At 70.2% G+C, this 12,262-nt stretch carries 11 protein-coding genes; 5 read left to right on the top strand and 6 right to left on the bottom strand.

Annotated features, from left to right (window positions below):
• Position 1: 1 nt before the first annotated feature.
• From ABZS69_RS04435 to ABZS69_RS04455, 5 genes are all read right to left on the bottom strand, one after another.
• Complete coding sequence (locus ABZS69_RS04435) at positions 2-1,105, bottom strand: NlpC/P60 family protein (RefSeq protein WP_355366297.1); 1,104 nt, start codon at positions 1,103-1,105, stop codon at positions 2-4.
• Positions 1,106-1,207: 102 nt separating this feature from the next.
• Positions 1,208-2,623, bottom strand: a complete 1,416-nt coding sequence (locus tag ABZS69_RS04440) for a sigma-70 family RNA polymerase sigma factor (protein WP_355366300.1) — start codon at positions 2,621-2,623, stop codon at positions 1,208-1,210.
• Between the two features lie 84 nt (positions 2,624-2,707).
• Positions 2,708-3,517, bottom strand: coding sequence for a hypothetical protein (locus tag ABZS69_RS04445; RefSeq protein WP_355366303.1), 810 nt, complete (start codon positions 3,515-3,517; stop codon positions 2,708-2,710).
• A gap of 64 nt (positions 3,518-3,581) precedes the next feature.
• Positions 3,582-5,192 carry an ATP-binding cassette domain-containing protein gene (locus ABZS69_RS04450; protein ID WP_355366306.1) on the bottom strand — a complete coding sequence of 537 codons (1,611 nt, stop codon included), beginning with the start codon at positions 5,190-5,192 and terminating at the stop codon, positions 3,582-3,584.
• Positions 5,193-5,245: 53 nt separating this feature from the next.
• A complete protein-coding gene (locus ABZS69_RS04455; protein WP_355366309.1) occupies positions 5,246-6,196 on the bottom strand; it encodes a teichoic acid biosynthesis protein C in 951 nt (316 codons plus the stop codon).
• 177 nt (positions 6,197-6,373) lie between these two features.
• Here ABZS69_RS04455 and ABZS69_RS04460 point away from each other — a divergent pair, with 177 nt between their 5' ends.
• The 5 genes from ABZS69_RS04460 to ABZS69_RS04480 all read left to right on the top strand — a co-directional run bounded on the left by ABZS69_RS04460 (position 6,374) and on the right by ABZS69_RS04480 (position 10,861).
• Entirely contained in the window at positions 6,374-7,543 is a 1,170-nt protein-coding gene (locus ABZS69_RS04460; protein ID WP_355366312.1) for a DUF4185 domain-containing protein, read from the top strand.
• On the top strand, positions 7,540-8,550 hold the full coding sequence (locus ABZS69_RS04465) for a DUF4432 family protein (RefSeq protein ID WP_355366315.1): 1,011 nt from the start codon (positions 7,540-7,542) through the stop codon (positions 8,548-8,550). The genes ABZS69_RS04460 and ABZS69_RS04465 overlap by 4 nt, the downstream gene beginning before the upstream one ends.
• Complete coding sequence (locus tag ABZS69_RS04470) at positions 8,547-9,317, top strand: SDR family oxidoreductase (protein WP_355366318.1); 771 nt, start codon at positions 8,547-8,549, stop codon at positions 9,315-9,317. The genes ABZS69_RS04465 and ABZS69_RS04470 overlap by 4 nt, the downstream gene beginning before the upstream one ends.
• A gap of 216 nt (positions 9,318-9,533) precedes the next feature.
• Positions 9,534-9,953 carry a peptidase inhibitor family I36 protein gene (locus ABZS69_RS04475; protein ID WP_355366321.1) on the top strand — a complete coding sequence of 140 codons (420 nt, stop codon included), beginning with the start codon at positions 9,534-9,536 and terminating at the stop codon, positions 9,951-9,953.
• The gene (locus ABZS69_RS04480; RefSeq protein ID WP_355366324.1) at positions 9,944-10,861 is read left to right on the top strand and encodes a hypothetical protein; all 918 of its coding nucleotides are present in this window, start codon (positions 9,944-9,946) and stop codon (positions 10,859-10,861) included. Before ABZS69_RS04475 ends, ABZS69_RS04480 begins: the two co-directional genes overlap by 10 nt.
• On the opposite strand, the gene ABZS69_RS04485 is transcribed toward ABZS69_RS04480, so the two are convergent.
• Positions 10,820-12,256: a peptidase S10 gene (locus ABZS69_RS04485; protein WP_355366327.1), complete on the bottom strand. Its 1,437-nt coding sequence runs from the start codon at positions 12,254-12,256 to the stop codon at positions 10,820-10,822. The genes ABZS69_RS04480 and ABZS69_RS04485 overlap by 42 nt on opposite strands.
• Positions 12,257-12,262 lie beyond the last annotated feature (6 nt).

Below are 12,262 nucleotides of genomic sequence, written 5' to 3' on the forward strand. Positions count from 1 at the left end.
CTCAGCGGGGCCTGGTGGCGCCCACCAGGTCCCCGCGCCAGATCGAGGCGACCCGCACCACGTCGCCGGTCTGCGGCGCGTGCACCATCTGACCGTTGCCGACGTAGATCCCGACGTGGTGGATGGTGCCCGGGTCGCTGCTGACGTAGCCGAAGAACAGCAGGTCGCCCCGTCTGAGCTGGTCCATCGGCACGTGCGGGCCCGACGTCCACTGGGTGCCCGTCCAGTGGTCCAGCTGTACGCCGACCTTCTCCCAGGCCCGCATCACGAGCCCTGAGCAGTCGTACGTGTCCGGTCCCGCGGCCGCCCACACGTACGGCTTGCCCAGCTGGGTCAGCGCCCAGTTGGCCGCCACGTCCCCCATGGCCGAGCCCCCGGTGACGAGGTTCCGCGCCGCCGCCGCCCGCTGCCTGGCCAGCAGCTCCGCACGGGTGCGCGCCGCGTCCACCCGGCGCTGGAGCACCACCGTACGGGCCTGCAGCTTCGCCGTCTCCAGCCGCTGCCGGGCCACCGCCTGCTCGGCCACGGACTTGGCCAGCGCGACGCGCTCCGAGAGGATCCGGTGGGCGGCGTAGGCGTTCGCGGCCTGGGTGCGCAGGATGGCGGCCACCTCCTGGGTGTCCCGCATCCGGTCGAGTATCGCCGTCTGCTCTTCCCTGAGCTGCGCCAGCAGGCTCGCCCGGCGCAGGACCCCCTCCCTGTCGCCCTGGTCGACGAGCATGCTGACGACCGGGGTCATCAGGCCCAGCCCGCCGTAGCCCTCGGCGGCCAGCAGCGCGACGGCCTGCCTGGCCCGCTCGACCTCCGCGTCCGCCCCCGCCAGCCGCGCCCTGGCCTGCGCGTAGGTCTGGTCGGCCTGCTTGAGCCTGACCAGCTCGCCGTTGTACGCCTCGACCAGCCGCTCCACCGCGGCCGCCATCACGTCCAGCCGCGACTGCGCCGTGGCCAGCTGGGCGCTGGCCGCCCCCAGCTCCCGCGAACGGTCCTGCGCGATCTGGCGCGCCTTCCGCACCTCCCGCGAGGAGGGGGCAGGGTCGGCCGCGACGGGAGGGCACGAAGCGGCGACCAGGCAGCACGCGAGGAGCCCAGCCCGAAATGCGCGCATTGGTCCCCCCCGGAAACACACGGTTACTCTATGCACACAGTTCCCGGCAATTCACTCACGTAACGTGATCTGCCCATGTGGGCTCGATGTTGGGATGGGGAGTCAGCCGGTGGTCGTGGGCGACGGAGGGGTGGTGGGGGTGGTCGTCGGGGGCGGGGTGGAGGGTTGGGTGGGCGTCTGGGTCGGGGTGGGGGTCGGAGTGGGACAGGGAGTGCGGGTGGCGGGGGCGGAGGGCGGCGGGTTGCCGGTGGGCGGGTCATGGGGTGGGCCGCCCGCCGGTGGGCGATGCGACGGCGGGGCCGGCGGGGGTGGGGGGAGGTAGGTCGGGGGTTGCGGTTCGGCGGGCTCGGGAGGGCTGGAGGGGGCGCGGGTGGAGGACGTGCGGCCCGGCGACGAGGTGCGCACGGAGTCGCGGACCGGCTCGACGGACGGCACCAGCATCGGGACGCCGGTGACGCCGATCGGACGGGTGGTCGTGTTGTCCAGGACGGGGTCCGCCGTCACCGGCGCGTCCGGCGGGTGGGAGCGCCAGGGCAGGCGGACGGCGGGCGGTTCGCCCGTGGCCGGGAACGCGGCCGTGGCCACGCCCGACACCCCGCTCCCCTCGGTGCCGAACTGCTGGAAGACCAGCACTATCGCCACCACGGCCGCGACCGCCGCCAGTGCGCCTGCCAGCGCCTTAGGCCACCCTCGAACGTTCCTGCGCGCGGGAACGGGAAATCCGGCGGCGCCCAGGTTGCCCGTACGCCTGGCGACGTAACGGCGGTACGGCAGGAGCTCGGGGTCGACGAAGCAGCTCATCACCCGGAGGCGGAGCGCGTCGGGCAGCGGCTGCTGGGGCAGCAGGCCGAGAACCTTGGCGGGCGACACCTCGCGGGTGCGGTGCGGCGCGCAGGTCTCGCAGCGCGGCAGGTGCCGGACCAGGCGCTCGCGCATCTCCTGGGTCAGCTCGCCGGAGAACCCGGCCAGGATCGCGGCCCGCCGCGGGCAGTCGTACGGGCCCTTCATGGCGAGGATCTCGGCGGTGATCGCGTCGCGCAGCCGCTCGCGCGCCCCCTCCAGGACCTGCTCGACCTGCCGCGTCCCCAGCACCTGGGCCAGCTCGGGCGCGGGCAGCGCGTGCCGGTGGGTGAGCTCCAGGGCCTCGCGGTCGGCGACGGGCAGGCTCTGGACGGCGTTCCAGGCCATGATCCGCAGGTCGGCGTCGGCCGGGTCGTGCGGGGGCGGCGCCTTGGCCAGGGCTTCCGCCGGCCCCGGCGGCGCGGCGGCCCTGCGGCGCAGGCACTCGGCGCGGGCCAGCGCGTACAGCCAGGCGCGCAGCCGGTCGGGATCGGACAGCGCGCCCGCGTGCGCCTCGGCGGCGATCAGCGTGTCGCGGAGCGCCACCTGGGCGCTGTCCGCGTTCAGCAGGAGGGACCAGCAGTAGCGGTAGACGCTCTCCGCGTACGTGTCATAGACGGCGGCGAGCGCGCCCGGGTCACGGGCGCGGAGTGCTTCGACCAGGACGCGGTCATTCATATGACCGAAGGTAATTGATTGGTAACTAGTAGTTCTACCGCTTTCGGGGCGTCGGTATAACAACGCCTTTGGATTTAGCCCAATTTATTGTTTATGCTCCGACACGACCTGTGTGCTCCGGTCCACCGCGAATGGTTCGGTCACCGGCTTGACGGTATGGACCGGCGCGGCTCCGGCGAGCGCCAGCTCCTCGTAGGGACGGCCCGTCGAGCCCCAGGTCCTGGCCGTGATGTCGGTCCTCGTGACCTTCGACCCCTGCGGGAGCCCCGACACGGTGAGGATGAATCGCGGCGGGCTGCCGGCTTTGACGTCGTCCACGAATGTGCTCCCGCCGCCGAGGAGTTTGCCTTCCTTGTCGCGCAGCAGCGCGTTCACGACGAGGCTGCTGGCCGACATTTGATAGGGATTCCCGACATATCCAGTAATAAGGTATGAGCCGTCTTTCTGGGGCAATGTCTGGACGCGGCTAATAGGGAACCGCTGGAACGCGGACGGAATCCGCGCCGCCGGCCGCCAACGCGCGGGACGGTACTGGATCGTCACCTTCGCCGGCTTCTCGGAAGCGGTGGCCTGGCCGGTGAAGGCCAGCGACCCGCCCGGCGGCACGGCGTCGAGCGGCTGGTCCATCCTGACCACTTCGGCGCCCTTGGCGTCGTGTCCGACGATGGTGGCCACCACGTGCTCGCCGAAGTGCCACGGGTTGGCGTTGCTGAGCACACCCGCCCAGGTGACGGCGTACCCGTCGGCGGATTTGACGATGTTCGAGACCTGCTCTTTGAGGGCAAGGGGCTTGAGCTCTTGCACGGGCCGTTTCTCGCTCGCGCACCCGGAGAGGCAGATCGCCCCGAGTGCGCAGAGTGCGAGCAGGCTGACGGTTCGGCTGCGCGGGATCACTTTGCCGTGATAACCCGTGCATGGGCACGGCTGGCAGAGGACACGCGCCTGTCGTACCAACTCTTTAACGGGGACGTACGACCCTGGCCTCGTCCCATACCGGATCGGACGACTCGTAGACCGTGCCGTCGGAGCCGAAGACCAGGTAGCGGTCGAAGTCGGCGGCGAACCAGCGGTCGTGGGTGACCGCCAGCACCGTGCCGTCGAACGCGTCGAGGCCCGCCTGCAGCGCCTCGGCGCTGGCCAGGTCGAGGTTGTCGGTCGGCTCGTCGAGCAGCAGCAACGTGGCCCCGGACAGCTCCAGCAGCAGAATCTGCAGCCGCGCCTGCTGCCCGCCGGACAGCGTGTCGAAGCGCTGCTCGGCGATCAGCCCCGCCAGCTCGTAGCGGGCCAGCGTCTTCATCGCCTCGTTCTTGAGCCTGGCGTGCTCGGTCATGACGATCTCGACCGGGGTGCGGCCGAGCAGGTCGGGCCGGGCGTGCGTCTGGGCGAAGTGGCCGGGGACCACGCGGGCGCCGAGCTTGGCGACCCCGTCGTGGTTGATCGGCTCTCCGGCCAGCAGGCGCAGGAAGTGGGACTTGCCCGAGCCGTTGGAGCCGAGGACGGCGACGCGCTCGCCGTACCAGACCTCCAGGTCGAACGGGCGCATGAGGCCGGTGAGCTCGAGAACCTCGCAGGTGATCGCGCGCTTGCCGGTGCGGCCGCCTCTGAGCCGCATCTTGATGTTCTGGTCGCTGGGGGGCGTCTCGGGCGGGCCCGCCTCCACGAACTTGCGCAGCCGGGTCTGGGCGGCGTGATAGGCGGCGGCCATGCCGTCGTTGTATCTCGCTTTGTTCTTGAGCATGTTGACCAGGGCCTTGAGCTTGGCGTGCTCTTCGTCCCAGCGCCTGCGCAGCTCGTCGAGGCGTTCGTTGCGGGCCTTGCGGGCCTCGGCGTACGTGGCGAACCCGCCGCCGTGGATCCAGATGTTGCCGGACTCGACGGTCACGATGCGGTCGGCCGCGTTCGCCAGGAGCTGGCGGTCGTGGCTGACCAGCAGCACGGTCTTGGGCGTCTCCCTGAGCTGCTGCTCCAGCCACTCCTTGCCGGGGACGTCGAGGTAGTTGTCGGGCTCGTCGAGGAGCAGCGTCTGGTCGGGGCCGCGCAGCAGCGCCTCCAGGACGAGCCGTTTCTGCTCGCCGCCGGACAGCGTGGACACGTCCCGATATTTCACCTTTTCGTATGGGACGCCGAGCGCGGCCACCGTACAGGTGTCCCACAGCACCTCGATGTCGTAACCGCCCGCGTCGGTGTAGTCACTGATGGCCTGCGCGTAACGCATCTGCGTCTTCTCGTCGTCGCGCTCCATCATCACCAGCTCGGCCGCGTCGAGCCGCTCGGCCGCCGCGCGCACCGCCGGCGGGGCGACGCCGAGCAGCAGGTCGCGCACGCTGCTCCCGTCGCGCACGCTGCCGACGAACTGCCGCATCACGCCCAGCCCGCCGGAGCTCGCCACGCTGCCGTCGACCGGCTGGAGGTCACCGGCGATCAGCCGCATGAGCGTGGTCTTGCCCGCGCCGTTGGGCCCGACGAGAGCCGCTTTGACGCCTTCACCGATCCGGAAGGACACGTCGTCGAGCAGGGGCCGCCCGTCGGGCAGCACGTACGTGAGATGTCCTACTTCGACGTGGCCCATCCCGGCAGGCTACCCGGCTCCTTCCGACGCGGTCACCATATTTTCCACCGCCCTCAGATGAGCGTGCTCTTGTAGAAGATGCTGGCCTTGCGGGCACCCGCGGCGCCCGAGGCGAGGCCGAGGCAGAGGCGGGGGCGGCCTGAGACGATCTGGATCGCCATGCCCTCCGGCTCGCGGTAGTCCAGGGACTTGCCCGCCTGGCTGAGCGAGCGCTGGACCTTGGCGCCCGTGCGCAGGTCGACGCAGGTGAGGTACGTGTTGCCCGGCGCCGGGTTGGAGCCGCTGTAGGCCGTGCCGTCGAGCAGGTAGAGGTAGTTGCCGTAGGCCGTGTAGCCCTGGAAGACGCCCAGGCCGGACGGCTGCGCGACGTCGTACAGCTTCTTGGCCGTGCCCGCCTTCACCGCCGCCAGCGAGTACGCCACGAAGCGCGCCTGGCCGCCCACCCGGCAGCGCATGATCAGCCGGTTGGTGGACGGGTCGATGGCGCACGTCGTGCTGGTGGCGCCCGAGATCAAGGTGTACTTGGTGAGCGCCGCGGACGACGGCGTGAGCGTCTGGCCGTTGACGAACTTGAACCTCGCCAGGCGCCGCCCCCAGGCGTTGCCCGCGCCGTCGCCGACCGCGTCGGTCTCGGTCCACAGGTAGGCGGAGCTGCCGGACGGCTCCACGCCGATCTGCACGCCGTGCCCGAAGCCCTTGAGGTACATGTGGCCGAGCACCGATCCGGCCAGGCTCAGCTTGGTCACGCAGAGATCCCCGGCCGCCGCCGACCCCGAGCCGTTCTTGAGCTGGGCCAGGTAGATGTGCCCATGGGCGTTGTCGAAGGCGAACGACTGCAGCACCGTCTCGTCGTACAGCGCCTTCTTCCAGATCAGCTGGCCGGCGGGTGCCGCCAGGTCGAACCGGCCCGCCGCGGAGGCGGCAGCCGCCGTCTCCGTGCCCGCCAGGGCCGCCGCCGCGGCTCCCGCGCCCACCTTGAGCAGATCCCGGCGAGTGACCGGCATACGACCCCCATAACGGATATATACGGATATTTCAGGAAGCCACCCACCATAGTGCAGCCCGCCGAGGGCCACCCCCGAAACTCCCACGATCCAATTCGGCCGAGTGTGAGAGGGCCCTAGACAGTAAGTGATCTAATGACTAGAACTGTAGGGAACTTCCCTCCCCAAGGACGAGTGATGACGCGATTCCGCTCCGCCTTAGCACCCCTCGCCATCGCGTTGGTCGGCCTGACGGCCGTACCGCAGCAAGCCTGGGCAGCCCCGCCCAAACCCATCCCGTCGGTGGCGCAGCAACAGCAGCAGCCGGCCGCGACCCGCGCCGCGTGCGGCCCGACCGTCCAGTCGACGACCGTCGACGCCCGGCTGACCAGCCTTTTCACCAACTACGGAAACGACAACAGCCGGTTGGACGACTGGACGGGCGCCGACGGCACCTACTCGGTCAAGCTGCCGAACGGCAAGGAACTGTGGATCTTCTCCGACACGTTCCTCGGTCGCGTGAACGCCGACGGCTCGCGCCCGCCCGTGGTCGGGGAGGGCGGCGACACGGTCTTCCTGAACAACTCCTTCGCCGTCGAGCGCGACGGCAGGCTGTCCACGATCCACGACGGCACCGCCGCCGCGCCGACCGCCGTGATGCCGCCGCGCGACCAGAACCACTGGTACTGGGCCGGCGACGCGACGGTGGCCGGCGGGCTCGTGGAGGTCACCTACCAGGAGTACGAGCGGTACGGCACCGGCGCGTGGGACTGGCGCTGGCACCGGAACGTGGTGGCGAGGTTCGCCCCGGGGCGGCTGAACCAGCCCATCAGCGTCACCGACCTGCCGTCCGGGCACGGCGTGGCGTGGGCCTCCGCGATCCTCAAGGACGGCGGATACACCTACGTGTACGGCGTCGAGGACCTCGGCTCGCCCAAGTACATGCACGTCGCGCGGGTCAGCGGGCAGAGCCTGCTGGGCACGTGGGAGTTCCTGAAGGCGGACGGCACCTGGTCGCCGAACGAGGCCGACTCGGCCCGCATCATGAGCGGCGTCGCGAACGAGTACAGCGTCACCAAGGTCGGATCGGGATATGTCCTGATCACGCATGACACGACCGAGGTGCTGAGCCCGAACATCGTGGCCTACACCTCGTGCTCCCCGTTCGGCCCGTTCACCGGCAAGCAGCACGTCTACACGACCCCCGAGACCAAGGGGAACATCTTCACCTACAACGCCCACGCGCACCCCGATGTCGCGGGCAACGGTCTCGTGATCTCCTACAACGTCAACAGCTTCGTGAACACCGACCACTACCGGGACGTGACCATCTACCGGCCGAGATTCCTGGATGTGACCTTCCAGTGAGACGCAACTGGGCGGCCCGCCTGCGGCCCGTCACGATCGACGGGCTGCGGGCGGTCGTGCTGGAGAACGAGCGGCTGCGCGTGACCGTCGTGCCGGACAAGGGCGGCGACGTGGTGGAGTTCCTGCACAAGCCCACCGACACCGACTTCGTCTGGCTCTCCCCGCAGGGCCTGCGCGATCCGCACGACCACCTCCAGGGCGCGGCCGACGACGTCGCCCAGTTCATCGACCACTACGAGGGCGGCTGGCAGGAGGTCTTCCCGAACGGCGGCGCGCCCAGCGAGTACCGGGGCGCGCGGCTGGCGCAGCACGGGGAGGTCTCCGGGCTGCCGTGGCGGTGGGAGGTCGTGGCCGACTCCGAGGACGAGGTCGCGATCAGGCTCAGCGTGCGGACGCGGCGGCTGCCGTACCGGATGGAGAAGGTCTTCAGGCTCAGGTCGGGGACGGCGGCGCTGGAGATCGAGGGCCGGGCCACCAACGAGGCCGGGCTGCCGCTGCACGCCATGTGGGGGCAGCACATCGTGTACGGCCTGCCGTTCCTGCGTCCCGGCGCCAGGATCAGGCTGCCGGAAGGCGTCAAGGTGATCCCCCACGAAACGGCGATAAATCCGGCGGGCCGGAGGGTCCAGGCGGGCGGGCCGTGGCAGTGGCCCGTCGTCCCGGCCGACGGCGGCGGCGAGACCGATCTGAGCGTGGTGCAGGAGCCGGGGTCGCCGAGCGACATCGTCTACCTGACGGGCTTCGACGAGGGTTGGTACGAAATTTCAGGGGATATCGGTATGCGGGTGGAGTGGGATGCGACGCTCCTGCCGTACCTGTGGATGTGGCAGGAGCTCGGCGCGTCCACTGACTATCCCTGGTGGGGACGGGCGTACACGCTGGGGCTCGAACCGTTCTCCAGCATGCCGACCGACGGCCTGGCCGCCGCCGTGGACAACGGCACGGCCCTCGCCCTGGGCCCCCATGAGACGAAGGTGTTGAGGTTGCGCGCGGAGGTTGTGGCGTGAGTGAGTTTGACGGGAAGGTCGCGCTGGTCACGGGCGGCTCGATGGGCATCGGGCGGGCCGTGGTGGACCGGCTGGCCGACGGCGGCGCGTCCGTGGTGTTCTGCGGGGTCGGCAAGGACGCGGCGCTCGACACCCCGAGCGTCACCGGCGTGGTCGCCGACGTGCGCCGGGCCGACGAGATGCGCGACCTGGTGGACCTGGCCGTGACCAGGTACGGCGGGCTCGACATCGTCGTCACCTGCGCGGGCGTGCAGCGGTACGGCACGGTCGAGGACACCCCGGAGGAGGTCTGGGACGAGGTGCTCGACATCAACCTCAAGGGCGTCTACCTCACCTGCAAGGCAGCCGTCCCCGAGCTGAGGGCCCGCGGCGGCGGCTCGATCGTGATCATGTCGTCGGTACAGGCGTTCTCCTCGCAGGCGCAGGTGGCCGCGTACACCGCGAGCAAGGCCGCGCTCAACGGCCTGACCAGGGCCATGGCGCTCGACCACGCCGCCGACGGCATCCGGGTGAACGTGGTCTGCCCGGGCTCGGTGGACACCCCGATGCTGCGCTGGGCGGCGGACCTGTGGCGGGGTCAGCTGTCGCAGGAGGAGCAGATCGCGCAATGGGGCCGCTCCCACCCGCTGGGCCGCGTGGGCCGCCCGGAGGAGGTGGCCGAGTTGGTGGCGTTCCTGGCGGGGCCGCGCTCGTCGTTCATCACCGGCGCCGAGCACCGGGTGGACGGCGGCCTGCTCGCGCAGAATCCGGCCGCCCTTCCCGAATAGCCCACAGGTTCCTCTGGCGGCGCACCAAAGCTGGCAAGTGTTGCGTCAATGCGACGAACTCCCAGGTCATACCGCTGATACCAGTGGTCCTCGGCGTGCCGGGCACGCGACCCGATCCGGGCGCACAGCCCTTGATCGACCGGCGAGTCATAGCGGCTCGCAATCGATCACGCACGCTAGGTTACGAGGTCGAAACGACTCACCGAGGAGAGACCTGTGAGGCTATCCAGAAAGGTCGCGGGCATCGTCGCCGCGGCCGCGATGTTGACAGTGGTCGGTTCTGCCACCGCAGCGGTGGCCAGCCCCCGCTCGACCTGCTACGGCGGTCGGGTCTGCCTGTACGCCAGCTTCGACTACAACCGTGGTCAGGTCGATCACTGGCGCGACTTCGTCGAAGACGACTCGGACTTCGAGGACAACAACTGGCTGAACTGGGACTTCAGTAACTCCTGGCAAAGCATGAACAACGAGACCAGCTCCATCAGGAACCGGATCGGCTGCAGCGCCACCCTCTGGCAGCACCCTGGCTACACGGGAGCCCACAGCACGTTCACGAACAACTCGAACGACGGCTTCCTGGCGAACAACGCCATCGGCAACAACCGCGCCAGCGCGCTCGACATCTGGTGCCGCTGAGCAATAACGGGAGTGCCGGTTTCCGGGCTTGGCCGCCGGAAACCGGCTGCCGCGGACTCCTCGCGGGCGCACTGCTGCTGACCACGGTCACGGCCTGCGCCGCCGACGAGCCCGCGCCGCGAGCGCCGGTGAAAGGCGTCTCCTCGGTGTCGGAGCTGGTGCTGCCGTTCGACACCTACAAGACCACTCCCGAGCAGCGGGCCGTCCTGGGCAACGCCCACAACCAACTCGTCGTGCAGTGCATGCACAAGCAGGGCATCACCATCGCTCCACCCGCGGAGGACCCTGCCTCCATCGCCGCGGTGGACCCCGGCAACTCCCGCCGCTACGGCGTCGCCGACATCGAAGCGGCCAAGTCGTACGGCTACCATCTCGCCAGGCCGCCCTCGCCCGACACCACGGGCTCCTGGGCCGGCAAGCTCCCCAAACCCGCCCGGCACCGCCTGTACGGCACCGCCGCGGACCGCGGCTGTCTGGACCGGGCCACGCTCGCCCTGGACAAGGGCGCGAAGAAGGCCGACTGGCCGTGGCTGTCCCTGCAGGACTCGCTCACGCTGGAGCAGGCGGCCAAGGAGCCGTCCGTGACGGCGGCGGCCAAGCGCTGGGAGTCGTGCATGGGCCAGGCGGGCCACTCCTACCCGGCTCCCGAGGCCGCCATCGCCGACAGCCGCTGGAACCTGGACGAGTCGGCCGTCACCGAGGACGAGAAACAGACCGCGACCGCCGACACGACGTGCAAGTGGTCGTCGGGCCTGGTGGCGGCCTGGTTCGCGGCCGACGCGGAGCTCCAGCGGGCTATCATCCGGGACAACCCCGACCGCTTCGCCGCGCTCCGCGACAACCTCAAACAGCGCCTGGACCGGGCGTCAGCCCTGCTGGCCGAGCACGAAGGCGGCGAGGTCCGCTGACTGCCGGAGCCTGCTCGGCTCGTGGACGTACATCATGTGGCCGGCCTCGTAGTACCTGAACTCGACGTTGGCGGCCAGCTCCGCGGGCACGGGCAGGTGCGCGAACGCGTGCTCGGCGGCGTAGTACGGCGTCGCGCCGTCGTGGTACCCGCAGGCCACGTGCACGCGCAGGTGCGGGTTGACCCGCATCGCGTCGGCCAGCTTGTCGACCACGGTGACGTGGGCGCCCTCGAACTCCTTGAACGACCACGGCCGCACCCGCGAGGTGAGCACCTCGTACGGCAGGTCGTTGGCGTAGCCCAGTTCGGTGCGCAGGTAGTGGTTGAGCGCGGCGCTGTAGGGGCCCATGATCGCGCTCATGCTGGGGTCGGCGGAGAAGTGCTCGCGCCCCGAGTCGGGGTCCCAGCCGGTGAACCGGCCGTCGAGGCGGCCGACGGTCCGGCGGCGCGAGCGCAGCACCTCGGTGAAGAACCGGATGTGCTCGATCCGCAGGTCCACGCGGTCGACGTAGTCCTCGCTCAGCCCTGTCAGCCCGGCGACCCTGGCGACGGCGGCCGAGCGCTCCTCCGCGGTGAGGCGGCTGCCGCGGGACAGCGCCCACGGGTAGTCACGCTCGGCGTACGCCTCGGCCTCGCGCAGCACGTCGGCCAGCGGCCGGTCGCCATGCAGCCCGTGATAGTGCGCAATAGCGGCATAAGTCGGCAAATAGAGGGAGTAGGCCAGGTCGTTGCCCTGGTTGAAATCCCCGGTGATGAAGTCGAGCACCGAGGAGATCAGCATCACGCCGTTGAGGTACATGCCGTACCGCGACTGCAGGTGATCCGCCAGCCCGGCCGCCCTGACCGTCCCGTACGACTCCCCCGCCAGGAACTTCGGCGACATCCACCGCCCGTTCCTGGTGGTCCACAGCCGGATGATCTCCCCGACGGACTCGATGTCGCCGGTGAAGCCGTGGTACGGCTCCGGCTTCTCACCCTCGGCCGCCCGCGAGTAGCCGGTCGAGACCGGGTCGATGAAGACCAGGTCGCTCACGCTCAGCAGGCTCTCCTCGTTGTCGGCCAGCCCGTAAGGAGGGGGCAGGAGCGCGCCCGCGTCCCCCATCACGACCCGGCGCGGCCCGAGCACGCCCAGGTGCAGCCACACGCTCGACGATCCCGGGCCGCCGTTGAAGGCGAACGTGACCGGCCTGCTCAGCGGCTCGGCCCCGTCGAGCGTGTACGAGGTGACGAACATCTCGGCCTTGGGGCGCAGCCCCCCGAACTTGCCCTCGTCGACCACCTCCTCGCGCAGCACCATGGTGCCGGTGGTGGCGGTGTACGCCTGCCCGGACGGGAGCGTGTGCGAGGTGGTGACGAGATTGTCAGCCGGTGGGACCGGCTGGGTTTCTTCCGACATATCGCC

Origin of the sequence: Nonomuraea sp. NPDC005650, assembly GCF_040605375.1 — a bacterium.
Classification (GTDB): domain Bacteria; phylum Actinomycetota; class Actinomycetes; order Streptosporangiales; family Streptosporangiaceae; genus Nonomuraea.

What these genes read in the sequence shown, in the direction of transcription:
- ABZS69_RS04435 (WP_355366297.1), bottom strand. Translation starts at nt 1,105, where the DNA reads ATGCGCGCATTTCGGGCTGGGCTCCTCGCGTGCTGCCTGGTCGCCGCT.
- ABZS69_RS04440 (WP_355366300.1), bottom strand. Translation starts at nt 2,623, where the DNA reads ATGAATGACCGCGTCCTGGTCGAAGCACTCCGCGCCCGTGACCCGGGC.
- ABZS69_RS04450 (WP_355366306.1), bottom strand. Translation starts at nt 5,192, where the DNA reads ATGGGCCACGTCGAAGTAGGACATCTCACGTACGTGCTGCCCGACGGG.
- ABZS69_RS04455 (WP_355366309.1), bottom strand. Translation starts at nt 6,196, where the DNA reads ATGCCGGTCACTCGCCGGGATCTGCTCAAGGTGGGCGCGGGAGCCGCG.
- ABZS69_RS04460 (WP_355366312.1), top strand. Translation starts at nt 6,374, where the DNA reads ATGACGCGATTCCGCTCCGCCTTAGCACCCCTCGCCATCGCGTTGGTC.
- ABZS69_RS04485 (WP_355366327.1), bottom strand. Translation starts at nt 12,256, where the DNA reads ATGTCGGAAGAAACCCAGCCGGTCCCACCGGCTGACAATCTCGTCACC.